General features: G+C 70.9%; 23 protein-coding genes. 5 read left to right on the plus strand and 18 right to left on the minus strand.

Going from position 1 to position 23,451, the window contains the following annotated elements:
- Positions 1-90: 90 nt before the first annotated feature.
- Together ACFW9Z_RS22365 and lspA are read right to left on the minus strand one after the other, a co-directional pair.
- Complete coding sequence (locus ACFW9Z_RS22365) at positions 91-855, minus strand: sensor histidine kinase (RefSeq protein ID WP_384643692.1); 765 nt, start codon at positions 853-855, stop codon at positions 91-93.
- Between the two features lie 783 nt (positions 856-1,638).
- Positions 1,639-2,169 (minus strand): signal peptidase II, encoded by a 531-nt coding sequence (gene lspA / locus ACFW9Z_RS22370; protein ID WP_384643694.1) that lies wholly within the window; start codon positions 2,167-2,169, stop codon positions 1,639-1,641.
- A 544-nt stretch (positions 2,170-2,713) separates the two neighbouring features.
- Here lspA and ACFW9Z_RS22375 point away from each other — a divergent pair.
- A complete protein-coding gene (locus ACFW9Z_RS22375) occupies positions 2,714-3,022 on the plus strand; it encodes a GntR family transcriptional regulator (protein WP_384643697.1) in 309 nt (102 codons plus the stop codon).
- A gap of 158 nt (positions 3,023-3,180) precedes the next feature.
- Here the strand turns inward: ACFW9Z_RS22375 and ACFW9Z_RS22380 are convergent, their stop codons facing one another.
- Both ACFW9Z_RS22380 and ACFW9Z_RS22385 read right to left on the minus strand, forming a co-directional pair.
- Entirely contained in the window at positions 3,181-4,509 is a 1,329-nt protein-coding gene (locus tag ACFW9Z_RS22380; RefSeq protein WP_384643700.1) for a class I SAM-dependent RNA methyltransferase, read from the minus strand.
- A gap of 114 nt (positions 4,510-4,623) precedes the next feature.
- Positions 4,624-6,672 carry an APC family permease gene (locus tag ACFW9Z_RS22385; protein ID WP_384643704.1) on the minus strand — a complete coding sequence of 683 codons (2,049 nt, stop codon included), beginning with the start codon at positions 6,670-6,672 and terminating at the stop codon, positions 4,624-4,626.
- Between the two features lie 320 nt (positions 6,673-6,992).
- On the opposite strand from ACFW9Z_RS22385, the gene ACFW9Z_RS22390 reads away from it, so the two are divergent.
- Together ACFW9Z_RS22390 and ACFW9Z_RS22395 are read left to right on the plus strand one after the other, a co-directional pair.
- On the plus strand, positions 6,993-7,661 hold the full coding sequence (locus ACFW9Z_RS22390) for a TrkA family potassium uptake protein (protein ID WP_364788335.1): 669 nt from the start codon (positions 6,993-6,995) through the stop codon (positions 7,659-7,661).
- Positions 7,661-8,341, plus strand: coding sequence for a potassium channel family protein (locus tag ACFW9Z_RS22395; protein WP_384643705.1), 681 nt, complete (start codon positions 7,661-7,663; stop codon positions 8,339-8,341). The genes ACFW9Z_RS22390 and ACFW9Z_RS22395 overlap by 1 nt, the downstream gene beginning before the upstream one ends.
- Before the next feature lie 139 nt (positions 8,342-8,480).
- On the opposite strand, the gene ACFW9Z_RS22400 is transcribed toward ACFW9Z_RS22395, so the two are convergent.
- The 8 genes from ACFW9Z_RS22400 to ACFW9Z_RS22435 all read right to left on the minus strand — a co-directional run bounded on the left by ACFW9Z_RS22400 (position 8,481) and on the right by ACFW9Z_RS22435 (position 16,346).
- Entirely contained in the window at positions 8,481-9,287 is an 807-nt protein-coding gene (locus ACFW9Z_RS22400; protein WP_384643707.1) for a DUF3159 domain-containing protein, read from the minus strand.
- Between the two features lie 3 nt (positions 9,288-9,290).
- Entirely contained in the window at positions 9,291-9,707 is a 417-nt protein-coding gene (locus ACFW9Z_RS22405; RefSeq protein WP_384643709.1) for an OB-fold nucleic acid binding domain-containing protein, read from the minus strand.
- 75 nt (positions 9,708-9,782) lie between these two features.
- Positions 9,783-10,475: a response regulator gene (locus ACFW9Z_RS22410; protein WP_384643710.1), complete on the minus strand. Its 693-nt coding sequence runs from the start codon at positions 10,473-10,475 to the stop codon at positions 9,783-9,785.
- A 76-nt stretch (positions 10,476-10,551) separates the two neighbouring features.
- Entirely contained in the window at positions 10,552-13,095 is a 2,544-nt protein-coding gene (locus ACFW9Z_RS22415) for a DUF4118 domain-containing protein (protein WP_384643712.1), read from the minus strand.
- A 279-nt stretch (positions 13,096-13,374) separates the two neighbouring features.
- A complete protein-coding gene (locus ACFW9Z_RS22420; protein ID WP_384643714.1) occupies positions 13,375-14,109 on the minus strand; it encodes an ABC transporter ATP-binding protein in 735 nt (244 codons plus the stop codon).
- A 350-nt stretch (positions 14,110-14,459) separates the two neighbouring features.
- Positions 14,460-15,233, minus strand: coding sequence for a DUF3710 domain-containing protein (locus ACFW9Z_RS22425; RefSeq protein ID WP_384643715.1), 774 nt, complete (start codon positions 15,231-15,233; stop codon positions 14,460-14,462).
- 1 nt (position 15,234) lies between these two features.
- A complete protein-coding gene (gene dut, locus ACFW9Z_RS22430; RefSeq protein ID WP_384643717.1) occupies positions 15,235-15,762 on the minus strand; it encodes a dUTP diphosphatase in 528 nt (175 codons plus the stop codon).
- On the minus strand, positions 15,762-16,346 hold the full coding sequence (locus ACFW9Z_RS22435) for a PaaI family thioesterase (protein WP_084750609.1): 585 nt from the start codon (positions 16,344-16,346) through the stop codon (positions 15,762-15,764). Before ACFW9Z_RS22435 ends, dut begins: the two co-directional genes overlap by 1 nt.
- 58 nt (positions 16,347-16,404) lie before the next feature.
- Here ACFW9Z_RS22435 and ACFW9Z_RS22440 point away from each other — a divergent pair, with 58 nt between their 5' ends.
- A complete protein-coding gene (locus tag ACFW9Z_RS22440; protein ID WP_384643719.1) occupies positions 16,405-16,863 on the plus strand; it encodes a DUF3093 domain-containing protein in 459 nt (152 codons plus the stop codon).
- A 77-nt stretch (positions 16,864-16,940) separates the two neighbouring features.
- Here the strand turns inward: ACFW9Z_RS22440 and ACFW9Z_RS22445 are convergent, their stop codons facing one another.
- The 4 genes from ACFW9Z_RS22445 to ACFW9Z_RS22460 all read right to left on the minus strand — a co-directional run bounded on the left by ACFW9Z_RS22445 (position 16,941) and on the right by ACFW9Z_RS22460 (position 20,531).
- The gene (locus tag ACFW9Z_RS22445; protein WP_384643721.1) at positions 16,941-17,912 is read right to left on the minus strand and encodes a hypothetical protein; all 972 of its coding nucleotides are present in this window, start codon (positions 17,910-17,912) and stop codon (positions 16,941-16,943) included.
- A gap of 13 nt (positions 17,913-17,925) precedes the next feature.
- On the minus strand, positions 17,926-18,222 hold the full coding sequence (locus ACFW9Z_RS22450; protein WP_003965732.1) for a DUF4193 domain-containing protein: 297 nt from the start codon (positions 18,220-18,222) through the stop codon (positions 17,926-17,928).
- Between the two features lie 405 nt (positions 18,223-18,627).
- Positions 18,628-19,872, minus strand: coding sequence for a sensor histidine kinase (locus ACFW9Z_RS22455; protein WP_384643723.1), 1,245 nt, complete (start codon positions 19,870-19,872; stop codon positions 18,628-18,630).
- Between the two features lie 5 nt (positions 19,873-19,877).
- Positions 19,878-20,531, minus strand: coding sequence for a response regulator transcription factor (locus tag ACFW9Z_RS22460; RefSeq protein WP_069736840.1), 654 nt, complete (start codon positions 20,529-20,531; stop codon positions 19,878-19,880).
- 350 nt (positions 20,532-20,881) lie between these two features.
- On the opposite strand from ACFW9Z_RS22460, the gene ACFW9Z_RS22465 reads away from it, so the two are divergent.
- Positions 20,882-21,055 (plus strand): hypothetical protein, encoded by a 174-nt coding sequence (locus ACFW9Z_RS22465; protein WP_162888441.1) that lies wholly within the window; start codon positions 20,882-20,884, stop codon positions 21,053-21,055.
- A gap of 101 nt (positions 21,056-21,156) precedes the next feature.
- Here the strand turns inward: ACFW9Z_RS22465 and ACFW9Z_RS22470 are convergent, their stop codons facing one another.
- Both ACFW9Z_RS22470 and ACFW9Z_RS22475 read right to left on the minus strand, forming a co-directional pair.
- Positions 21,157-21,957 carry an inositol monophosphatase family protein gene (locus ACFW9Z_RS22470; protein ID WP_384643725.1) on the minus strand — a complete coding sequence of 267 codons (801 nt, stop codon included), beginning with the start codon at positions 21,955-21,957 and terminating at the stop codon, positions 21,157-21,159.
- A 122-nt stretch (positions 21,958-22,079) separates the two neighbouring features.
- Entirely contained in the window at positions 22,080-23,207 is a 1,128-nt protein-coding gene (locus ACFW9Z_RS22475; protein ID WP_384643727.1) for a ferrochelatase, read from the minus strand.
- Positions 23,208-23,451: the final 244 nt, after the last annotated feature.

Below are 23,451 nucleotides of genomic sequence, written 5' to 3' on the forward strand. Positions count from 1 at the left end.
CGCCCCATTGGTCCCTTCTCTTTAAAACTCTCCGTGCGCCCCGGCCTGGTACCTGCACCCCACTTTCGACACCCCGGCCGGCTCGACAGCTCAGCACGGCAGCGTGGCCCGCACCTCGAAACCGCCGTGCACGGTGGGTCCGGTGTGCAGCGTGCCGCCGTGAGCTGCGACTCTTTCAGCCATACCGACCAAGCCCATCCCGGCTCCGGATACGGATGCGGGCCCAGTGCCCCGGCCGACTGCTGGTGCGGCGCCCGACGGCAAGGGCCCCTCGTCAACGATCTCGACCCGCAGGACCCCGTCCTCCGTCACCAGTGTCATCCGGCACCGGGTCGGGGCAGCGTGCCGCACCACGTTGGCCAACGCCTCCTGGACAATCCGGAACACGGACAGTGCCACCCCCTCGGTAACCGCCCCTGTGCACCGGGAGTCGAGGACCACCCGCACACCTGCCTCCTCTGCCGACCGTACTAACTCGGGCACATCGGCCAAGCCCCGCGCCGGCCGGAGCGAGTCGTCGCCGGTCCGGCTGTGCGCGTCGTCCTTGCGCAGCACCGTCAGCGTGGACCGCAGGTCGCGCAGCGCCCCGCGGCTCACCTCCTCGATCGCCGCCAATGCTTTCTTCGCCTCCTCCGGGCGCGTGAGAAGCACATGGTTGGCGATCGAGGCCTTGACCGCGATCAGCCCCACACTGTGCGAGACCACGTCGTGGATGTCCCGGGCGATGCGCAGCCGTTCCTCGATCTTCGCCCGCTCCGCCGCCGCCGCGACCTCCCGGCGAACGCCCTCCCGCCGCTCGCGCACCGCCGTCCCCGCCGCCCAGGCGACGCCGAGCAGCAGAAGTGCGAACACCATGTGCGTCACCACCGCACTACCGGCGAATCCGTGACCTCCCGTCAGCGTCAACACGGCTGCGACCGCCAGGCATGTCCCTCCGACGAGGGCAGCCGACAGCCGCGAACGGCCTCGTGCTGCTGCCACCGCGTACAACGCCCACGCCGCCGCGGGAAACCCGACCGGCCCGACCCCCGTGGACAAACCCCAGCAAGCAGCGGCGAAGACCACGCTGAACACCGGCACCGGCCACAGTCGACGGACCGTGAGCGGCAGCGCCGCGGGGAGGGCCACCGCCCACACCGCTCCTTCGTCCGCCCCACCCGCGAATGCCTCCTGCACCACCGCGACCTGTGGAAAGAGTGCGAATCCGATAGCTGCCAGCGCGTCGGACAGACCCCGGTACCACCGTGATGTCCCAGTCATCCGGTGAACGTAGGCCGCCTCCCGCATACACGTCCAGGGCGGCCGGGGCGTATGCCCGTAGGAACGATCAAGAGGCCATTGCCAGGCATACCGGATGCTCGCGAACCGGCCAGTTCGAGAGGTTCGAACGTGCCCCTTCGCACCCCCCTCAGGCTCAGTCCGCGCAGCCCCAGCTCGTTGTGTCCGCATGGGGGGACGGTGACCATGCCGGGTTCGGACGCTTCAACGGAGGCCTGCGTGCAAGTCAGGCAATGGACGATTCATCAGGATCAAAGAGACCTCGGCGGGCCCTCGCCCACCGGACGTGGGTCATGTCCCTTGTAGTGGTGCAGCAGCGGCGGGCTGGTCTTCGGTCTGGGGGTACCCGCTGGGCTTGGGTCAGCCCTTTTTCTCCTCCTCGGCCGACTTCGTCTCGATGGAGCCGTCCAGGTTGATACCACGGAAGCTGGCCCATACCGCCAGCGCGCCACCGCAGACCACGGCCATGTCGGCGATGTTGAAAACGGGCCAGTTGGGAAGCTGGATCCAGTCGATGACTGCCCCCTGGAAGGGAGACGGCGGGCGGAATACGCGGTCCACCAGGTTTCCAGACGCGCCACCTACCAGAAGACCGAAGATCACGGCCCAGATGGGGACACGTACACGGCGGGAAATCCAGAGAATAACGATGATGACGACGATTTTAGCCGCACTGAACAGCCATGTCGCGTCTTCACCGAGGGAGAAGGCGGCCCCCGAGTTGGAAACTCGGGTGAACTTCAGGAACCCACCGAGGATACTTACCGGCTCCGCAAGGGAGAAATTCGCCAAAGCAATCTGCTTGGTGACCAGATCCGCGATGAGCGCCACTGCCGCCAAGGCAGCAATAAGGCCAACATGTCGATTTCTCACTTCGCTCAATTCGCTCACCCTCCCCTTACCCCCAAGGCTCCGCCCGCCCCTGCTGCCTGAATTCGGACAAACACTTCCTCATGAAGCAGAGCCCGAAGGGTCAGAGAGCGAGAGAATATGGCATATTTAAGTTCTTGGCATGATTTTTCCGGCAACCTGTGCAACTGGCTGAAACTCTTCCCTTTGCGGTCCGCCAACCCTTGCCCAGAGCGGGGGGCGGCATGGCAGCGTCGTCCGGGTCAGGATCAGCATATGCGGCAGTCGGTCAGACGCAGTTCACTTCGCGTGCCCCAGGACCGTGCTGAAGCAGCTCCGCAGTGCGCGGCTCGGCGGATTCCTGGAGGGGCGTCGAGCAATTCGATGCGGAGTTCTTCGGTATCTCCCCGCGAGAGGCCGCCTCGTCGAGGCCGCGTCCCACGACTACTCCCTGCTGCTGGACCGTTCGGGCCCGGCGGCGCGAACTCCGCACGCGGTCGCGGGAACGCGGCGAGGGCGAGGCGATCGTCGTGCTCAAGCCGCCCTCGCGGGCCCTGGGGGAACACTCGTCGCCGTCGTACGGGCGATGCGCGAGAAGGCCGACACCGAGCGGCCCGTCCCACCCCTGCCCGCCTCGCACGCTCACCAACTGGCCCGGCGCTCAAGGCGACGCATCGTCCAAGGCACCTGGCTGCCCAGTACGCAGATTCCGACCCGTGCGCGGCTCGTGGAGGAAGCGAATGTCACCGCCGACGTCGTGTCCGCAATCCTCAAGATGCCGACGGCCGAGGGGCTCCTGATCAGTATCAGGGGGTCGGGCACCCATGTGGCCACGACCGCGCAGGCACGCGTCCCGCCGCCGGGGCGCCTGCGCCGGGGAGGAGACACGCGGTGAGTGCGGGTGGGCACGGTGGAAGGCACCACCGTGCCCACCCGCCGAATCCGCCGCCCGGGAGGCCGCCATCAGAACGAGCGTCACGGGCGTCGTTTCAGCGTCGGAATATCGCCCGTAACGCCCACACCGCATATATAACCCACCCGCAAAACCCCAGGTCAGGCGTCCTTCTTCACCGGCTCCAAAATCGCCACGCACTCCACATGATGCGTCATCGGGAACAGATCGAACGCCCGCAGCGTCCGCACCTTGTACCCGCCCTCCGCAAAGTACGCCAGGTCCCGGGCCAGGGCCGCCGGGTCGCAGGCGACGTAGGCGATCTTGCGGGCGCCCAGGGCCGACAGGTGCTTGACCACCTGCTTGCCCGCGCCCGCGCGCGGTGGGTCCAGGACGATCAGGTCGCACTCCGTGATGCCGGTGCGGGGCAGGACCTGGTCGACCTTGCCGTGTTCGATGCGGACGCGGTCCAGGTCCTTCAGGTTGTGGCGGGCGTCCTCGACCGCGCGCTTGCCGGACTCGATGCCGAGCACCGCGCCCTTCTCGCCGATGCGCTGGCCGATGGCTCCGGCGAAGAGGCCGACGCCGCAGTAGAGGTCGAGGGCCGTGTCGTTCTTGCGGGGCAGGAGGCCCTGCATGACCGCGCGGACCAGGGTGTTGGCCGCCTGCGGGTGGACCTGCCAGAAGCCGCCGGAGCCCACGCGGTAGGTGCGGTCGTCGGCGCGTTCGCGGACGAAGGCTCGGCCGTGGACGCGGTGGACGCCGCCGTCCTTCTCCTCGACGCGGAGTACGGAGACCGGCTTGTCCAGCTCGACCAGGGGGAGCCGGCCGCCGGGCCGGGGAGTCAGGATGACCTGGCGGTCGTTCGAGCCGGTGGCGGTGATCGCCTCGACGGCGGAGATCTGCGGCCACTCGCGCTTCTCGACGCCGAGTTCGGAGACCCCGGGGGCGGCGATCAGGCAGTGGTCGACCGGCTGGACGTCGTGCGAGCGGTGCTTGCGCAGGCCCGCCCGGCCGTCGGCGTCGATCGCGTACTGGACGCGGGTGCGCCAGGCCGGGACCTCACCGGGCGGGAGCTTGTCGCCCTCGGCGGGCATGACCGTGCCGTCCCAGCCGGCCTCCTCGGGCGTCAGGCCCGCCAGGCGCTGGAGCTGCTCGGCGATCACCTCGCCCTTGAGGCGGCGCTGGGCGCCGGGCTTGGCGTGCTGCCAGTCGCAGCCGCCGCACATGCCGGGGCCGGCGTACGGGCAGGGGGCCTCGACCCGGTCCTTGGACGGCTCCAGGATCCGTACCGCGTCGGCCCGCAGGAAGCGGGAGTCCGCGTCGCCGTCGGTGACCTTCGCGATGATCTTCTCGCCGGGGAGCGTGTGGCGTACGAAGAGGACCTGGTTCTCCGCCGTACGGGCGATGCAGTGGCCGCCGTGTGCGACGGGCCCGACCTCGACCTCGTACTCCTCCCCGATCAGCGACGACGTGGGTTCGTTCTGCATGAGGGGAGGCTCCAGGGAGGAAGGGGGTGAGGCGGGAACGCGGCCGGACAACAGCCCACCAGTCTACGTGCGTGCCGTCGGGGCGCTCACCACGAGCCGCCCCCGCCACGCCTCTCACCCCTTCCGGTTCGGCTCCTTGGGCCTGCGCTCCACCGGGCCCCGCCGCACCGAACCCGGAGCGCTCCACTCCGCCCGCTTCCGGGCCCGCTTCTTGGCCGCCTCGGAGGACTGGAGCTGGTACGGGACGGAGGTGACCATCACGCCGGGGGTGAAGAGCAGGCGGCCCTTGAGCCGCAGGGCGCTCTGGTTGTGGAGCAGGTGCTCGTACCAGTGGCCGACCACGTACTCCGGGATGTAGACGCTGACCACATCACGCGGGCTCCGGCGGCGCAGGCCCTTCACGTACTCGATGACCGGGCGGGTCACCTCGCGGTAGGGCGAGTCGAGGATCTTGAGCGGTACGTTGACGCCGCGCCGCTCCCAGTCCTCGCGCAGCGCCTTCGTCTCGGCCGGGTCGACGCTGATGGAGAGCGCCTCCAGGTGGTCGGCGCGGATCAGCTGGGCGTAGGCGAGGGCGCGCAGGGTCGGCCGGTGGAGCTTGGAGACCAGGACGATCGCGTGGACGCGGGAGGGGCGGACGCTCTCGTCCGGGGAGGCGTCGTCCGCCGCGATCTCGGCGGCGACCCGGTCGTAGTGCTTCCGGATCGCGGTCATCGTGCCGTAGAAGATCACCATGCCGAGCAGGGCGACCCAGGCGCCGTGGCTGAACTTGGTGGCCAGGACGACGACCAGGACCAGGCCGGTGAAGAAGGCGCCGAAGGCGTTGATGGCGCGGGAGCGGATCATGTGGCGGCGCCGGGCGGGGTCCCGTTCGGCGGCCAGGTGGCGGTTCCAGTGCCTCACCATGCCGGTCTGGCTGAGGGTGAAGGAGACGAAGACGCCCACGATGTAGAGCTGGATCAGGCGCGTAGTGTCGGCGCCGTAGATCCAGACCAGCAGGACAGCGGCGCCGGCCAGCAGCACGATGCCGTTGGAGAAGGCGAGCCGGTCGCCGCGGGTGTGGAGCTGGCGCGGCAGGTAGCGGTCCTGGGCGAGGATCGAGCCGAGCAGCGGGAAGCCGTTGTACGCGGTGTTCGCGGCCAGGAAGAGGACCAGCGCGGTGGCCACGGCGAGCACCATGAAGAGGAACGAGCCGTGGCCGAAGACCGCCTCCGCGACCTGGGCGATCACCGGGTGCTGGGTGTAGCCGTCGCCGACCGGGACGCCGTCGCGGATCAGGTCCTGGGCCGGGTTCTCGGCCATCTTGACGTCGGTGGCCATGGCCAAGGCGATGATCCCGCAGAACATGGTGACGGCGAGCAGGCCCATCATGGCCAGCGTGGTCGCCGCGTTCCGGCTCTTCGGCTTGCGGAAGGCGGGCACCCCGTTGCTGATCGCCTCGACCCCGGTAAGGGCGGCGCAGCCGGAGGAGAAGGCCCGCAGGAGAAGGAAGACAAGGGCGAAACCGGCCAGGCCCTGGTGCTCGGGCTTGAGCTCGAACTCGGCAGTCGGGGCCTGCATCGTCTCCCCGAGGACCAGGCCCCGGAACGCGCCCCACAGGAGCATGAGGAAGATGCCCGCGACGAAGAGGTAGGTGGGGACGGCGAACAGCTTCCCCGACTCCCTGACCCCGCGCAGGTTCATCAGGGCGAGCAGGACGATCGCACCGATGGCGCAGAGGGTCTTGTGCTCGACGACGAAGGGGATCGCGGAGCCCAGGTTCTCCACCCCGGCGGAGACCGACACGGCCACGGTGAGCACGTAGTCGACCAGCAGGGCGCTGGCGACGGTCAGTCCGGCCCTGGGACCGAGGTTGGTGGTGGCGACCTCGTAGTCGCCGCCACCGCTCGGGTAGGCGCGGACGTTCTGCCGGTAGGAGGTGACGACCGTGAACATGAGGACCACGACGGCCAGCGCGATCCAGGGGCTGAAGTGGTACGCCGACACGCCCGCGATGGACAGCACGAGGAGGACTTCTCCGGGTGCGTACGCCACCGAGGACAGCGGGTCGGACGCGAAGACGGGGAGCGCGACGCGCTTGGGGAGGAGGGTCTCCCCCAGCTTGTCGCTGCGCAGCGCCCGGCCGATCAGGATCCTCTTGGGCACGTCGGTCAGTTTGGACACGGTGAGGATCGTAAGCGGAGCCCGTACCGGTCGAGGACGCCTGAGCGCCGTGGCCCGCCCGTCTCCTGCGGTGGGAGCGGAATCCGGCCGTAATCCTTGACGGAATCCTTGCGCCCGGCCCAGCACTTTTACTCCCCCTTTGCCCATGTGTCCGGGGCAACGCACACTCGGAGGAAACAGCGGGCCCACAGCGGCATAAGCTCGTCCCGGGCAACGCCGAGATCGTTGCCCCGTTGTTTGCCCGGCAAGCCGAGAGAGAGTGTGAGCAGCGTGTTTTCGCAGGTCAGCCGGTCTACCAGGACGGCGGGGTAGGCGCAACCATGCACATCGTCATCATGGGCTGCGGGCGCGTCGGAGCCGCTCTCGCGCAGACCCTGGAGCAGCAGGGGCACACGGTCGCGGTGATCGACCAGGACCCCACGGCGTTCCGCCGTCTCGGCTCCGGATTCGGCGGTCGCCGGGTCACCGGGGTCGGCTTCGACCAGGACACCCTCCGCGAGGCGGGTATCGAGGACGCCGGGGCGTTCGCGGCCGTCAGCAGCGGCGACAACTCCAACATCATCGCGGCCCGGGTGGCCCGCGAGATGTTCTCCATCGAGAACGTCGCGGCCCGCATCTACGACCCGAAGCGGGCCGAGGTCTACCAGCGGCTCGGCATCCCCACCGTGGCGACGGTGCGGTGGACGGCGGACCAGATGCTGCGGCGGCTGCTGCCCTCGGGCGCGGAGCCGCTGTGGCGCGATCCGAGCGGGGGTGTGCAGCTCGCCGAGGTGCACACGACGCCGTCCTGGATCGGCCACCGGATCAGCACCCTCCAGGAGGAGACCGGCGTCCGCGTCGCCTTCCTCACCCGGTTGGGCGAGGCCATACTGCCGACGTCGCAGACCGTCCTTCAGGAGGGTGACCTGGTGCACGTCATGATGCGTACGGATGAGATCGCCAAGGTCGAAGAGGCCTTCGCCGAGGGTCCCGAGGAGGGCGGTCACTGATGCGTGTGTCGATTGCCGGGGCGGGCGCGGTGGGCCGTTCCATCGCCACCGAGCTGCTGGAGAACGGCCACGAGGTGCTGCTCATCGACAAGGCGCCGAGCGCCATCTCGGTGGAGCGGGTCCCGTCGGCGGAGTGGCTGCTCGCGGACGCCTGCGAGATCACCTCGCTGGACGAGGCGGCGCTGCAGCGGTGCAACGTGGTCATCGCGGCGACGGGCGACGACAAGGTGAACCTGGTCGTCTCGCTGCTCGCGAAGACCGAGTACGGCGTCCCCCGGGTGGTGGCCCGGGTCAACCACCCGAAGAACGAGTGGCTGTTCAACGAGTCCTGGGGCGTCGATGTCGCGGTCTCGACCCCCCGGCTGATGTCGGCCCTGGTGGAGGAGGCGGTGAGCGTCGGCGATCTCGTCCGGCTGCTGCGCTTCAGCCACGGCGACGCCAACCTGGTGGAGCTGACGCTGCCGCCGGAGTCGGCGCTGGCCGGCACCCGGGTCGGGCAGGTGGCGTGGCCCCAGGACACCTCGCTGGTCACCATCATCCGGGGGACGCGGGTGCTGACACCGAGCGCCGAGGAGTCCCTGGAGGCCGGTGACGAGCTGCTGTTCGTGGCCGCCCAGGCGCGCGAGGAGCAGTTGGAGGACCTGCTGTCGGTCCGCCGCGACCCGCCATCCGACAGCTGACGCGTAGCCGTAAGGCCGACGCGCAGGCATAAGGCTGACGCGTAGACGTAAGGCTGACGCGTGGGCATAGGGCTGACGCGTGAACACAAGAAGGGCCCGTGCCGCACACCAGCGGTTACGGGCCCTTCCTTTACGTGTGTTACGCCTCCGGGTTGCGGAGGGCTGCCGCGGCCTGCTGGGCCTTACGGTCCTTCTCGGCCTGCTCCGCGGCCTTCTCCTCGGCCTCCATCTCGGCGAAGACGTCGATGGGCGGCGGCGCCTTCGCGAGGAAGACCCAGGTCAGATAGACCGCGAGCAGGAACGGCGGGATCTTCAGCGCGACCAGCACCCAGCCGAACTGGGTGGTGTCGGCCCACCAGTAGAGCGGGAAGAGGATCGCGCACTTGGCGAGCAGGATGAGGCCCCAGGCGTAACTGGCCTTGGTGTACGCCTTCTTCCGGCCCGGGTTACGCGTCCGCCAGGAGAGGTTCTCCTTGAAGACCGGGCCGAGGATCAGTCCGATCAGCGGCACCCCGGCGGCGGCGGTGACCAGGTAGGCCGTGGCCAGCCCCAGGGTGTAGAGCATGCCCGGCAGGTAGAAGTCCTTGGCGTTGCCCGTCATCATCGCGAAGACGACACCGAAGGCCACCCCGAAGACACCGCTGAAGGCGTGCTTCACGGTGTCCCGGCGGATCAGCCGTACGGCGACCAGGGCCAGGGACACGGCGAGTGCCGCGATGGCCGAGACGTGCAGGTCCTTGTTGATGGTGAAGATCGTGACGAAGAGCAGCCCGGGCAGGACTGTCTCCACCATGCCGCGCACACCGCCGAAGGCCTCGAAGAGGGCGGCTTCGGTGACCGCCTTCGACGCGACGTCCTGCTGAGCGGCGTGCTTCCCGCCGGCGTCCTGCCGGCCGGTGGGGTGGGGCTGGTCCGTTTCGGACGTCGGCTTGTCGAGAGACGTCACCGGCTACTCCTTGCCGAGCGGTCGGAGTTCGTATGTGGGGTTGAACAGCACCCGGCGCCCGTGGCTCATGGCGACCCGGCCCGAGGCGATGATCCGGCGGCCGGGCTCTATGCCGACGATCGAGCGCCGGCCGAGCCAGACCACGTCCAGCGGCTCGGTGCCGTCGAAGAGCTCCGCCTCCAGGGCGGGCACTCCGGCCCGGGGGCGGAGAGTGACGGTCCGCAACGTACCAGCCACCTTCACGATCTGCCGGTCGGAGCACTCGGATATCCGGGTGCATCCGGTGGCCTGGGTGTCCTCCCGCAGCTCCTCGGACTCCAGGTCCTCCTGGGAGCTGGAGAGCCGGTCGAGCATACGGCGGAAGCGGCCGGACGGCCTCTCCGCCCTGCCGGCCTTCTCACGTCGGGGAACAGCACTCATACCCGAAGGGTACCGGTCCCGCGTGGCCCGTAAGGAGGCCCGGGTGAACCACCCGAAAGGATGGCGGGCCGGGTCTCAGCCGCGCTCGAAGCGGTATCCCATGCCGGGCTCGGTGACGAAGTGGCGGGGGTGCGAGGGGTCCGTCTCCAGCTTGCGGCGCAGCTGGGCCATGTAGACCCGCAGATAGTTGGTCTCGGTGCCGTAGGAGGGGCCCCAGACCTCCTGGAGGAGCTGTTTCTGGCTGACCAGGCGGCCGCCGTTGCGGACCAGCACCTCCAGCAGGTGCCACTCCGTGGGGGTGAGCCGTACGTCACGCCCGGCGCGGTGCACCTTCTTCGCCGCCAGGTCGACGGTGAAGCCGGCCGTCTCGACGATCGCCACGTCCTCGGTGACGTCCTGCCCGATCGGTTCCGAGCGGCGTACGGAGGCGCGCAGCCGGGCCAGCAGCTCGTCCATGCCGAACGGCTTGGTGACGTAGTCGTCGGCGCCCGCGTCCAGGGCCTCCACCTTCTCGTCGGAGGTGTGGCGCGCGGAGAGGACGAGGATCGGGACCCGGGTCCAGCCGCGCAGGCCCTTGATCACCTCGACCCCGTCCATGTCGGGCAGCCCGAGGTCGAGGACGACGACGTCGGGGTGGAGGGCGGCGGCGAGCTGGAGGGCGGTCGCCCCGTCGGGCGCGGCGTCGACCTCGTACTGGCGGGCCTTCAGGTTGATCACGAGGGCGCGTACGATCTGCGGCTCGTCGTCGACCACAAGCACCCGGGTCATCGCGGACCTGCCTTTCTGCTGAACGGGGTGTACGGGCTGTGAGGGCTGAGCTGGGAGCGGGGGTGGGGCGGGGCCGTCATGAGGTGACCTCGGCGGGGAGGACCGCCTCGGTCCGGGGCCGTCCCCGTGCCGCGGTGAGCGTCAGGACCATGGTCAGCCCGCCGCCGGGGGTGTCCTCGGCGTCCAGGGTGCCGCCCATGGCCTCGGCGAAGCCCCGGGAGACGGCGAGGCCGAGGCCCACTCCGGCGCCGCGCGGGGCGTCACCGTACCGCTGGAAGGGCTCGAAGATCCGCTCCTTGGCCTCGTCGGGGACCCCGCGCCCCCGGTCGACGACCCGCAGCTCCACGCGTTCGCCGAGCGCGCTGGCGGCCACGGCGATGGGCTCCCCGCCGGGGCTGTACTTGACGGCGTTCTCGACGACGTTGGCGACGACCCGCTCCAGCAGCCCGGGGTCGACCGCGACCATGGGCAGCGTCTCGGGGATGTCCAGGTCGACACTGCCCTCGGGGACCCCGCCGAGCGCCATCGGCACCACCTCGTCGAGGTCGATCTCGCGGATCAGCGGGGTCACGGTGCCGGTCTGGAGACGGGACATGTCCAGCAGGTTGCCCACCAGGTGGTCGAGCCGGTCGGCGCCGTCCTCGATGCCTTCGAGGAGTTCGGCCTCGTCCTCCTCGGACCAGGCGACATCGTCGGAGCGCAGCGAGCTGACGGCGGCCTTGATCGCGGCGAGCGGGGTGCGCAGGTCGTGGCTGACGGCGGCGAGCAGCGCGGTCCTGATCCGGTTGCCCTCGGCGAGCCTGCGGGCCTGCTCGGCCTCCCAGACCAGCCGCTGCCGGTCCAGGACGACGGCCGCCTGGGCGGCGAACGCGCCGAGCACCCGGCGGTCCTCGGCGGGCAGCACCCGGCCGGAGAGCGCGAGGGCGATGTTGTCGCCGACGGGCATGTCCACGTCGGCGTCGTCGGGCCGGGCGACCGGGGCGGGCCCCACGGACCCGGCACAGGTCCACGGGTCGACGTCGCTGGCCCGCTCCAGCAGGGCGACGGACTCCATCGCGAAGGTCTCGCGGACCCGCTCCAGCAGGGCGTCCAGGGCGGTCTCGCCGCGCAGCACGCTGCCCGCCAGGAAGGAGAGGATCTCCGACTCGGCGCGCAGCCGGGCGGCCTGGTGGGTGCGCCGGGCCGCCAGGTCCACCACCGAGGAGACCGCCACCGCCACCGCGAAGAAGATCACGATGGCGACGAAGTTCTCCGGGTCCTGGACGGTCAGGGTGTGGGTCGGCGGCGTGAACCAGTAGTTCAGGAGCATGGAGCCGACGGCGGCCGAGGCGAGGGCGGGCCTCAGTCCGCCGAGCAGGGCCGCGGCGACCGTCAGGAAGAGGAAGAGCAGGACGTCGTTGGCGAGACCGGGACCGCTCTCCAGGCTCCGCAGCAGCAGGGAGAGCAGGACCGAGCCGGCGACGCCGACGAGCCAGCCCCAGATGATCCGGGCCCGCCCGAGCCGGGCGCCACGGGCGATCGGCAGTCCCCGGCCCTTGGCGACCTCACCGTGGGTGACGATGTGGACGTCCAGGTCGGGGCCGGACTCCCGGGCGACGGTGGCGCCGACCCCGGGGCCGTAGATGTACTGCCAGGTCTTGCGGCGGCTGGAGCCCAGCACGATCTGGGTGGCGTTGACGCCGCGGGCGAACTCCAGGAGGGCGGCGGGCACGTCGTCGCCGATGACGTGGTGGAACGTTCCGCCGACGTCCTCGACCAGGGTGCGCTGGACGGCGAGCTCCTTGGGCGACGCGGAGGTCAGCCCGTCGCTGCGCGCGATGTAGACGGCCAGGATCTCGCTGCCGGAGCCCTTGGCGGCCATCCGGGAGGCGCGGCGGATGAGCGTGCGGCCCTCGGGCCCGCCGGTCAGGCCGACGACGATGCGTTCGCGGGCCTGCCAGGGGGTGCGGATGTTGTGCTCGCCCCGGTACTGCTGGAGGTACTCGTCGACCCGGTCCGCCGTCCACAGGAGAGCCAGCTCGCGCAGGGCGGTGAGGTTGCCGGGGCGGAAGTAGTTGGAGAGGGCGGCGTCCAGCTCGTCGGGCTGGTAGATGTTGCCGTGCGCCATCCGGCGGCGGAGCGCCTGGGGCGACATGTCGACCAGCTCGATCTGGTCGGCCCGGCGCACCACCTCGTCGGGGACGGTCTCCTGCTGGCGTACGCCGGTGATCGACTCGACGACGTCGCCCAGCGACTCCAGGTGCTGGATGTTGACCGTCGATATGACGTCGATCCCGGCCCGCAGCAGCTCCTCGACGTCCTGCCAGCGCTTGGCGTTGCGGGAGCCGGGCAGATTGGCGTGGGCCAGCTCGTCCACCAGGGCGACGGCGGGGGCGCGCTCCAGGACGGCGTCGACATCCATCTCGGAGGCACAGGTCGAACGGTAGGTGATCTCGCTGCGCCGGACCTGCTCCAGCCCGTGCAGCAGCGCCTCGGTGCGGGGCCGTCCGTGGTGGTTGACGAAGGCCACCACGCAGTCGGTGCCGCGCTCGACCCTGCGGTGGGCCTCGGAGAGCATCGCGTACGTCTTGCCGACGCCCGGTGCCGCGCCCAGGTAGATCCGGAGTGTGCCGCGTCCCATGGCCCCATTGTCTTCTTCCGTCCGGCCGTCTCTGACGACGGCCGGTGGCGCCCGGTGCGGCTGCCACCGTCGACGCTACTCCGCCCGGCCCGTGGTCAGGGAATGGAAGAGCGGGGACGTGGCCTCGGACACGTTCGACGGTCCCCAAGCGCGCCCCACGGACCTGAGGCGTGCCCCACGGACCTGAGGCGTGCCCCACGGACCTGAGGCGTGCCCGACGGTCCTCAGCCGTGGATCTCTCAGACGTACTCGACGTACCTCAGGCGTGCTCGACGTACCTCAGACGTACTCGACGATGTGGCCGTCGCTCAGCTCCAGGACCCGGTCGGCCAGGCCCAGCAGCTGGGGGTCGTGGGTGGCGACGAGGGCGGTGACGTTCTCACTGCGGACGACCGCGCGGAGCAGTTCCATCACGGCGAGCCCGGTCTCGGCGTCCAGCTGTCCGGTGGGCTCGTCGGCGATCAGGAGGGCGGGGCGGTTGGCGAGGGCGCGGGCGATGGCGACGCGCTGCTGCTGGCCGCCGGAGAGCTCGCCGGGGCGCTGCTCGGCGTGGTCGGCGAGGCCGACGAGGGAGAGCAGCAGCGCGACCCGCTCATCGCGCTCGGCCGGGTCCGCCTTGCGCAGCCGCAGCGGTACGCCGACGTTCTCGGCGGCGGTCAGGATCGGGATGAGGCCGAAGGACTGGAAGATGAAGCCGACCCGGTCCCGGCGCAGCTCCAGCAGGCCCTTCTCGCCGAGCCCGGCCAGCTCCGTGCCGTCGACGGTGATCCGGCCGCCGTCCGGGGTGTCCAGGCCGCCGACCAGGTTCAGCAGGGTGGTCTTGCCGGATCCTGAGCGGCCCTTGAGCGCGACCAGCTCGCCCCGGGGGATCTCGAAGGAGACGCCGCGCAGGGCGTGCACGGCGGCCGCGCCGCTCCCGTACGACCGGTGCAGGTCCTCGACCCGGACCATGACCGTGCGGGCCGGGTCCTCGGCGAGGGCCGTGCCGGACTGCCCGCTGGTGCTCTCGGTCATGCTGTTCCCCCGTACGTACGTTGTCCGCGTCGTCGCACGCCAGTATGTGCATGCGGCACACGGTCGGGCAATGGCCTAAAGCGTGTTGCACAACGGCGATCACCTCTGGATTCGGCCACTCCAGGCATGATCAATGGCCGCTTTTGCACCGCTTTCCACCGGCCTGGCTGGCGCCCGCAGGCTGGATCTGGAGATCGTTCGGACCTTGTGCAACACCCTTTAGGGCCTCCCGGAGGGCCGGAGCACGGAAAAGGCCGGTGGGCCGCGCCCCGGAGAGGGGGCGGCCCACCGGCCGATACTGATGCCTGCCGGTGCGCGCGGCGGACCGCCGACCGCACCGGCCGCCGCTGCTAGCGGACCTCGGTGATCTCGGGTCCGCGCTGGAGCTGGCCCATGCCGCCGGAGAACTTCGAGCCCTCCTGCTCCTCCTGCTGGACACCCTCGGGCACCATCTGGGCGTCGTTCGGGAGCTTCAGGACGATCGGGTCCCGGGGGGCCATCGGGCCGTCCCCGCGGACCACCACGGTGTCCCGGAAGACCGTCTCCAGCAGGCCCGCGGCCTCCGGCTGGACGGCGCCCTGGCCGGAGATGACACCGCGCAGGAACCAGCGGGGGCCGTCGACGCCGACGAAGCGTACGAGCTGGACGCCGTTGGTGCCGTCCGGGAGCTGTACGGGGACCTGCGCGCGCAGCTCCCAGCCCAGCGGGCCCTCGACCTCGTCGATGATGCCGCCCTGCTGGGTGATGCCCGAGGCGATCTCCTCGCGGACCTCGCCCCAGATGCCCTGGCGCTTGGGGGCCGCGAAGGCCTGCAGCTGGACCGCGCTGTCGCGCAGCACGACGGTGGCGGCGACGATCGCGTCCCCGGCCACCTCCACCCTCAGCTCCATGCCCTCGACACCGGGCACGAAGATGCCGCCCAGGTCGACCCGGCCCTCGCCGGGCTGGGAGACCTCGGAGAGGTCCCAGGGCCCGTCCGGCCGGGGGGCCGGCGGAAGATTCGTCCGGCGGGCGCCTGACGCGGCCCCGTCGGTACCGTCGAGCTCGTCGGCGACCTGCTCGGTCTCGCGCACCTCGTCCGCCGCGTCCTCGGCGGAACCACTCTTCTTGCGACGTCCGAACACGTCACTGTCCTTCCCGGTCGGATACGACCGAAGCGTAGCTGTTCCCACCGTGGGTGATCCCGCCCTCGGCGACGTCCACCGACGCGTGGCCGCCGGTGGACCCGAAGCCCCCTTCGGCCCGCGCCGAGCCGGGAAGTTCCGCCACCTCGTGGAAGCGCACCTTCTCGACCTGCTGGACAACCAATTGGGCAATCCGGTCGAACCGTTCGAATCGCACGCTCTCGCGCGGATCGAGGTTGACCACGATCACCTTGATCTCCCCACGGTACCCGGCATCCACCGTCCCTGGGGCATTCACGAGGGCCACTCCGCAGCGGGCCGCGAGCCCGGAGCGCGGGTGCACGAAGGCGGCGTACCCGTCGGGCAGGGCGATCGAGACCCCGGTGGGCAGCACCACGCGCTCGCCGGGGGCGAGTTCGGCGGCCTCGGTGGTCACCAGGTCGGCCCCGGCGTCCCCCGGGTGCCCGTACGCCGGAATCGGCACGTCCGGATCGATCAGACGGATCAGTACGTCGACGGGGCTGCGCATCAGGGGTTCACCTCGAAGGCTCGGGCACGCTTGACCTGGTCCGGGTCGGCCATGGCGGCCTGGATCTCGGCGGGCCGGCCGTTCTCGATGAAGTGGTCCACCTTGACCTCGATGAACAGGGCGTCGGCCCGGACCGCCACGGGGCCCTCGGGGCCGCCGATCCGGCCGGTGGCGGTGGAGTAGATCTTCCGGCCGTGCACGGCGGTGATGCGGGCGTCCAGGTGCAGCACGGTGTCCACCGGGACGGGGCGCACGAAGTCGGTCTCCAGCCGTCCGGTCACCGCGATGGTGCGCAGCAGCCAGTTCAGCGAGCCGAGGGTCTCGTCCAGCGCGGTGGCGAGCACGCCGCCGTGGGCGAGGCCGGGGGCGCCCTGGTGGGCGGGCTTGACGGTGAACTCGGCGGTCACGCTCACGCCTTCACCGGCCCGCGCCTGGAGGTGCAGCCCGTGCGGCTGTCCCTCGCCGCAGCCGAAGCAGTACTCGTAGTGCGCGCCGAGGAGCTCCCCGGGGGCGGGTGCGTCGGGGTGCCGGACCGGGGCGACGGCGTCGGCCGGGGGTCTCAGAGCCGCTGATGTTCCACTCACAGGCGCAGACCTTACCCGCGCGGCGGTGCGCCGGTCGCGCCGTGCCAAGCTTGCTGTCATGCAGCCTTCCGCACCGCCCTTCGACGAACGTCTCACCGCACCCCGCTCCTGGTGGTTCATCGCCTTCGGGATCGGTGTCGCCTGTGCGCTGATGCTCCTGCCGCTCGGCACCCTGCCGATGCTGGCCGGACTGGTCGGCGGTACGGCGGCGGCCGCGGCGGCGGTGAGCAGTTACGGCTCCGTCCGGATCCGGGTGGTGGCCGGGGCGCTGGTGGCCGGTGACGCCCGTATCCCGCTCTCCGCGCTCGGGGAGCCGCAGGTGCTGGACGTGGAGGAGGCGCGGGCCTGGCGCACGCACAGGGCGGACGCCCGCGCGTTCATGCTGCTGCGCAGCTATGTGGGGACGGCGGTGCGGGTGGAGATCACGGATCCGGAGGACCCGACTCCGTACGTCTTCCTCTCCACCCGGGACCCGCACGGCCTGGCGGCGGCGCTGACGGCCGTACCGGCGGCCTGAGGGGCCGGTACGGAAGCCCGACGGCCGGTAGGCGGCGGCCTGCGGCCTGAAGCGCCCGGAGCGGACAGGGGCGCGGGTCAGGCGCCCTCGGTCTCCTTGGGCAGCACGACCGGCAGGGCGGGCCGCTCCAGCGGGGGCAGTTCGGTGAGCCGGTCCCAGGGGATCTGCTGCCCGCGCAGGTCGTCCCTGACCCGGTCGGCGAGCTTGCGGGTGTCGCGGCGGTTCATCGTGGCGCCGACCGCGGCACCGATCATGAACGGGATCAGGTTGGGCAGGTTGCGGGCCATGCGCTTGGTGATCTGCTGGCGCAGCTCACGCTTCATCTGGCCGCCCAGGGCCGCGTTGAGTGTGGTGGGCCGGGTGACGTCGATGCCGCGCTCCTCCGTCCACGACGTCAGATACGCGGTGGAGCGCTGGGCGAGATTGCCCGGCGGGCGGCGGCCGTAGACCTCGTGGAGCTCGGCGACGAGCTTCATCTCGATCGCGGCGACGCCGGTGACCTCCGCCGTCAGCTCGGCGAGCATGGCGGGCGGTACGGGCAGCATGGCGGCCGCGCCGATGCCCGCGCCGACGGTGGCACTGGCCCGGCTCGCGCCCAGCACCAGCTTGTCGGCGAGCTCCTCGGGCCCCAGCCCGGGGAACTGCTTGCGCAGGGTGGCGAGATCGCGCACCGGGACGCGGGGAGCCGTTTCGATGATCTGGTCAGCCAGTCGGCCGACCAGGGCACGGGCGCCCTCCCCGCCTCTGCGCACCCCCCGTTTCACTGCGTCCAGACGGCCTGCCCCGGTCGTGGGCTCCGCCTGGTCCTTCTTTCCGCCACGCTCCGGCAGTGCCGCCGCCCCCGCCACTTCGAGCGAGGCCGAACGGCCCCGCTCGTCGTCGGACGTACCGGAGATACCGGAACCGGAGACACCGGAGGGGTCCGGCAGGGCGGCGGACCGCTCGGCAGCCGGGCTGACGCCTGCTGCCGGGCCTGTGCCGCCCTGATTCGCCTCCGGTCCGTGCCGGCGCCAGGGGCGCCGCTTGCGGAACGGTGTGTCGCCTGCCACGGCCGACCCGACCTCAGTCGCAGTCGCGGCAGATGGGCTGACCGTTCTTCTCGCGGGCCAGCTGGCTGCGGTGGTGCACCAGGAAGCAGCTCATGCAGGTGAACTCATCGGCCTGCTTGGGCAGGACCCGGACGGCCAGCTCCTCGTTGGAGAGGTCCGCACCGGGCAGCTCCAGGCCTTCGGCCGCGTCGAACTCGTCGACGTCGACGGCGGAGGCCGTCTTGTCGCTCCGACGAGCCTTGAGCTCTTCGAGGCTGTCCTGGTCCACGTCGTCGTCGGTCTTGCGTGGGGTGTCGTAATCCGTTGCCATGTCGCTCTCCCCCTCTTGGGTGTCTACGGGTGTCTCAGCGCACGTAACGCGTGAGAGGCCGGACTTGTGCCCGACCTGAGGCGGAGATTTTGCCTCACATCAAGGTCTGTTACTCAATCGACACCCAACCGGCCGCCTCGGCGAGGCTCGGCTTGGGTGGCGATGGGGACCGTACACGGTCCCGACTGTGCAGTTCACAGGCGCCACCCCGTGTACTTCCCGTGATAACACCCTCCGAAAACCCGGACGATTACCGGCTTTCCGACCGAGGTGCGATCACGGAGGGTAGATGGCCCCAAAACGGCTGCTGTGATCGATCACACACGACCCGCCCGGGGGCAGGTCCTGAAAATTCCGCTCAAAGCGAACATGGAGATTCGGTGCGGAACCACACCGTGCAGCCTCTCAGACCGGCAGGGTGACGCGCATCACGAGACCACCGCCCTCGCGGGGCTCCGCGATGATACGGCCTCCGTGGGCCCGCGCGACGGACCGGGCGATCGACAGGCCGAGTCCGACCCCCTTGTCGCTGCCCGTACGCTCCGTACGCAGCCGCCGGAAGGGCTCGAAGAGGTTGTCGATCTCGTACGCGGGCACCACCGGACCGGTGTTCGAGACGACCAGCAGGGCCTGGCCGGGCTGGAGGGAGGTGGTGACCTCCACCCAGCCGTCCTCGGCCACGTTGTAGCGCACGGCGTTCTGTACGAGGTTGAGCGCGATCCGCTCCAGCAGGACCCCGTTGCCCTGGACGACGGCACCGGCCCGCTCGCCGCGGATCTCGACGTTCCGCTCCACCGCCTCCGCCCGGGCCTGGTCGATGGCGCGGTCGGCGACCTCGGCGAGGTCGACCGGTTTGCGCTCGACGATCTGGTTGTCGCTGCGGGCCAGCAGCAGCAGGCCCTCGACCAGCTGCTCACTGCGCTCGTTGGTGGCCAGGAGCGTCTTGCCGAGCTGCTGGAGCTCGGGCGGGGCCTCCGGGTCGGAGAGGTGCACCTCCAGCAGCGTGCGGTTGATCGCCAGCGGGGTGCGCAGCTCGTGCGAGGCGTTGCCGACGAACCGCTGCTGTGCGGTGAACGCCCGCTCCAGCCGGTCCAGCATGTCGTCGAAGGTGTCCGCGAGCTCCTTCAGCTCGTCGTCCGGGCCGTCCAGCTCGATGCGCCGGGTGAGGTCCGTGCCCGCCACCCTGCGCGCGGTCCGGGTGATCCGGCCGAGCGGGGACAGGACGCGTCCCGCCATGGCGTAGCCGAAGGCGAAGGCGATGATGCTGAGGCCGACGAGGGCCAGGAGGGAGCGGTTGAGCAGGGTGTCCAGAGCCTGCTGACGCTGCTCTCCGTTGCACGCCTTGAGCGCGGCGTTCGCCTCGTCCGCCGAGAGGCCCGGGGTGAGGGCGGGACAGGCGTTGTTGGTGAGCTGGATCTTACTGTCGGGCAGCAGCTTGAACGGCAGCTCGTTGCCCATGTGCAGCCCCTGCGCGGCCAGCATGTAGATGATCGAGAGCAGCATGATGCCCGCGATCAGGAACATCCCGCCGTAGAGCAGCGTGAGCCGTATCCGGATGGTCGGGCGCAGCCACGGGTACGGGGACTCCTGCTGTTTGGGCTCCCAGGTGGGCTTGGGGGGCGCCGCGGGGGGCTGGGGGGTGGTGGCCATGATCCTCAGATCCGGTATCCGGAGCCCGGCACGGTGACGATGACGGGCGGTTCGCCGAGCTTGCGGCGGAGCGTCATGACCGTGACCCGCACCACGTTGGTGAAGGGGTCGGTGTTCTCGTCCCAGGCCTTCTCCAGGAGCTGCTCCGCCGAGACGACGGCACCCTCGCTGCGCATCAGGACCTCCAGCACGGCGAACTCCTTCGGGGCGAGCTGGATCTCCACCTCGTCCCGGAAGACCTCGCGGCGGTTGGGGTCGAGCTTGATCCCGGCGCGCTCCAGGACCGGGGGCAGGGCGACCGTCGTACGGCGGCCCAGCGCGCGGACGCGGGCGGTCAGCTCGCTGAAGGCGAAGGGCTTGGGCAGATAGTCGTCGGCGCCCAGCTCCAGGCCCTCGACCCGGTCACTGACGTCGCCGGAGGCGGTGAGCATGAGCACCCGGGTGGGCATGCCGAGCTCGACGATCCGGCGGCAGACGTCGTCGCCGTGCACCAGAGGAAGGTCCCGGTCCAGCACGACGACGTCGTAGTCGTTGACCCCGATGCGCTCCAGGGCGGCGGCACCGTCGTAGACGACGTCGACGGCCATGGCCTCCCGGCGCAGTCCGGTGGCCACCGCATCGGCGAGCAGCTGCTCGTCCTCGACGACGAGTACGCGCACAGCGCAGTCCTTCCTTAGGTCCTTCTACGGGTTCACACAGCGAGCGGCCCCCTCAGGGGGCCGACTGTGTGCTTCCATCCTGCCCGCAACGCGTATAAACCGGCGGTAAGGCGGCGCTGCGGGCGACCGGAGCCCGGGAATCCGGCGGAACTACCGGCCAGTTGAGGTTTCTCTGAGGCAGCGCGTGGGGATGAGGGGTTCACACCCGCGATCACGCCCGGTACGTGGCATGCCACGACCCCGCTCCGTATCTCCGGAGAAGCGGCGAGATCACCCGCCCCTCCGGCTCCCCTGCCGGAGGACTTCCGGGCACACCCCCGTGCCACCGACCCACGATGAGGGGGCGCATCATGGACGCTTTCACCGCAGGTCTGCTGCAACGCATCAAGACGACCGAGTCCGACCTCACGCGGGCTCGCGAGGACGGCGACGACTTCCTGGCGGATGTCGAGCAGGGCGAGCTGGACGACCTGCACCGCCTCGCGGCCGAGCACGGCGTGGAAATCGGCGCCACGAGCGTCTGAGCCGTACGACAGAGGGCCCCGGATGCCGTCCTGGCACCCGGGGCCCTCTGCTGTGCCGCGCGGCCGTCACACCGCTCACCAGGGCCTCCGGCCGGGAGGGGTCAGTCGTGCCAGGCGCCCAGCTCGTCGAGGGCCGCTTGCAGCGGTTCGAAGACGCCGGGGGTGGCCGCCACCGTCAGGTCGCCGTCGGCCGGCAGTCCGGGGCGGCCGCCGGTCAGCGCGCCCGCCTCCCGGGCGATGAGGTCGCCCGCCGCCAGGTCCCAGGGGTGCAGCCCGCGCTCGTAGTAGCCGTCCAGCCGCCCCGCCGCCACATCGCAGAGGTCGACGGCGGCCGAACCGCTGCGCCGGATGTCGCGCAGCCTCGGGATCAGCCGCTGGGCGACGTCCGCCTGGTGGCTGCGGACGTGGCCGACGTAGTTGAAGCCGGTCGAGACGAGGGCCTGGTCAAGCGGCGGGGCGGGGCGGCAGCGCAGGGCGTTGCCGTTCGCGTACGCGCCGCCGCCCAGGACCGCCCGGTACGTCTCCCCGCGCATCGGGGCCTCGACGACGCCCACGACCCGCTCGCCGTCGCGCTCGGCGGCGATGGAGACCGCCCAGGTGGGCAGGCCGTACAGGTAGTTGACGGTGCCGTCGAGCGGGTCGATGACCCAGCGGATGCCGGTGGAACCCGGGGAGCTGGCCCCCTCCTCGCCGAGGAAGCCGTCGTCGGGGCGGAAGTCGGAGAGGTAGCCGGTGATCAGCTTCTCGGCGGCGATGTCCATCTCGGTGACCACGTCGATGGGGCTGGACTTGGTCGCCGCCACCCCCAGGTCGGCGGGGCGGCCGTCGCGCAGCAGGGCTCCGGCCCGGCGCGCGGCCTCCAGGGCGAGGTCGAGCAGTTCGGTCAGGGCGGGGTCGGTCACGGTGCTCCCAGAGGGCTCGACGGAATCAGGGGCTTTACGTGTACGGCGGAGGCACTACACGTACGGCGAGGACTTCATTACGCGTACGGCGGGGGCTCTTGCTCATACGGCGTGCGGGGCTCTTACGCGTACGGGCTGTCGGCGCCCGCCGCGGCCGGCCTGGGGGCCCTGGCCGGGCAGCAGCCGACCGGACAGAGGTCGTGGGAGGGGCCGAGGGAGCCCAGCGCGCAGGGCTTCACCTCACGCCCCCGCTCACTCGCGGCGCGCTCCAGCAGCAGCTCCCGTACGGCGGCGGCGAAGCGCGGGTCGTCGCCCACCGTCGCGGACCGGCGGACCGGCAGGCCGAGCTCGGCCGCCTTCGCGGTGGCCTCGGTGTCGAGGTCGTACAGGACCTCCATGTGGTCCGAGACGAAGCCGATGGGCGCCATCACGACGGCGGGGACGCCCTCGCCGTGCAGCGTCTCCAGGTGGTCGCAGATGTCGGGTTCCAGCCACGGGATGTGCGGGGCGCCGCTGCGCGACTGGTAGACGAGCTGCCAGGGGTGGTCGACGCCGGTCTCCTCCCGCACCGCGTCCACGATCAGCCGGGCCACGTCCAGGTGCTCCGCGACGTACGCGCCGCCGTCGCCGTGCGTCTCCATGGGGCCGGAGGCGTCGGCGGCGGAGGTCGGGATGGAGTGGGTGGTGAAGGCGAGGTGGGCGCCCGCGCGGACGTCCTCGGGGAGATCGGCGAGCGAGGCGAGGACCCCGTCCACCATGGGCGTCACGAAGCCGGGGTGGTTGAAGTAGTGGCGCAGCTTGTCCACGCGCGGCACATCGAGCCCCTCCGCCTCCAGGGCGGCCAGCGCGTCCGCGAGGTTCTCGCGGTACTGGCGGCAGCCCGAGTACGAGGCGTAGGCGCTGGTGGCCAGGACGGCGATCCGGCGGTGCCCGTCGGCGGTCATCTCGCGCAGGGTGTCGGTCAGGTACGGCGCCCAGTTGCGGTTGCCCCAGTAGACCGGGAGGTCCAGGCCGTGGTCGGCGAAGTCCTTGCGCAGGGCGTCCAGCAGCGCGCGGTTCTGGGCGTTGATCGGGCTGACCCCGCCGAACAGGAAGTAGTGCTTGCCGACCTCCTTCAGCCGTTCCTCCGGGATGCCCCGGCCACGGGTCACGTTCGCCAGGAACGGGACCACGTCGTCCGGGCCCTCGGGACCGCCGAAGGAGAGCAGCAACAGGGCGTCGTAGGGAGCGGGATCGCGCAGATCGGACATGACACCGATCCTGCCACCCGCCGCCGACAGGGCGGCAACCGACATCCGACGCCGCGTCGGCAACCGGCCGGACCGCTCCGGCAGCCGCGTCCGGTCACCACCCGGGAACACCGGGATCCGCTTTCGGCCAGCGCCCCAGAGCGCCGGGATCCACCTTCGGCCACCACCCCGGAGCACCAGGATCCGCTTTCGGCCAGCGCCACGGCCACCGCGAAGCCATGCTTCCGCGCGCCTCCGGCCACCC

The sequence above is a fragment of the Streptomyces sp. NPDC059452 genome (assembly GCF_042750035.1).
GTDB lineage: Bacteria > Actinomycetota > Actinomycetes > Streptomycetales > Streptomycetaceae > Streptomyces.

Excerpts from the sequence above, each read along its gene's own strand:
- ACFW9Z_RS22365 (WP_384643692.1), bottom strand. The coding sequence starts at position 855 with ATGGTGTTCGCACTTCTGCTGCTCGGCGTCGCCTGGGCGGCGGGGACG.
- ACFW9Z_RS22375 (WP_384643697.1), top strand. The coding sequence starts at position 2,714 with ATGCGCGAGAAGGCCGACACCGAGCGGCCCGTCCCACCCCTGCCCGCC.
- ACFW9Z_RS22380 (WP_384643700.1), bottom strand. The coding sequence starts at position 4,509 with ATGCAGAACGAACCCACGTCGTCGCTGATCGGGGAGGAGTACGAGGTC.
- ACFW9Z_RS22390 (WP_364788335.1), top strand. The coding sequence starts at position 6,993 with ATGCACATCGTCATCATGGGCTGCGGGCGCGTCGGAGCCGCTCTCGCG.
- ACFW9Z_RS22395 (WP_384643705.1), top strand. The coding sequence starts at position 7,661 with ATGCGTGTGTCGATTGCCGGGGCGGGCGCGGTGGGCCGTTCCATCGCC.
- ACFW9Z_RS22405 (WP_384643709.1), bottom strand. The coding sequence starts at position 9,707 with ATGAGTGCTGTTCCCCGACGTGAGAAGGCCGGCAGGGCGGAGAGGCCG.
- ACFW9Z_RS22410 (WP_384643710.1), bottom strand. The coding sequence starts at position 10,475 with ATGACCCGGGTGCTTGTGGTCGACGACGAGCCGCAGATCGTACGCGCC.
- ACFW9Z_RS22415 (WP_384643712.1), bottom strand. The coding sequence starts at position 13,095 with ATGGGACGCGGCACACTCCGGATCTACCTGGGCGCGGCACCGGGCGTC.
- ACFW9Z_RS22420 (WP_384643714.1), bottom strand. The coding sequence starts at position 14,109 with ATGACCGAGAGCACCAGCGGGCAGTCCGGCACGGCCCTCGCCGAGGAC.
- dut (WP_384643717.1), bottom strand. The coding sequence starts at position 15,762 with ATGCGCAGCCCCGTCGACGTACTGATCCGTCTGATCGATCCGGACGTG.
- ACFW9Z_RS22440 (WP_384643719.1), top strand. The coding sequence starts at position 16,405 with ATGCAGCCTTCCGCACCGCCCTTCGACGAACGTCTCACCGCACCCCGC.
- ACFW9Z_RS22450 (WP_003965732.1), bottom strand. The coding sequence starts at position 18,222 with ATGGCAACGGATTACGACACCCCACGCAAGACCGACGACGACGTGGAC.
- ACFW9Z_RS22455 (WP_384643723.1), bottom strand. The coding sequence starts at position 19,872 with ATGGCCACCACCCCCCAGCCCCCCGCGGCGCCCCCCAAGCCCACCTGG.
- ACFW9Z_RS22465 (WP_162888441.1), top strand. The coding sequence starts at position 20,882 with ATGGACGCTTTCACCGCAGGTCTGCTGCAACGCATCAAGACGACCGAG.
- ACFW9Z_RS22475 (WP_384643727.1), bottom strand. The coding sequence starts at position 23,207 with ATGTCCGATCTGCGCGATCCCGCTCCCTACGACGCCCTGTTGCTGCTC.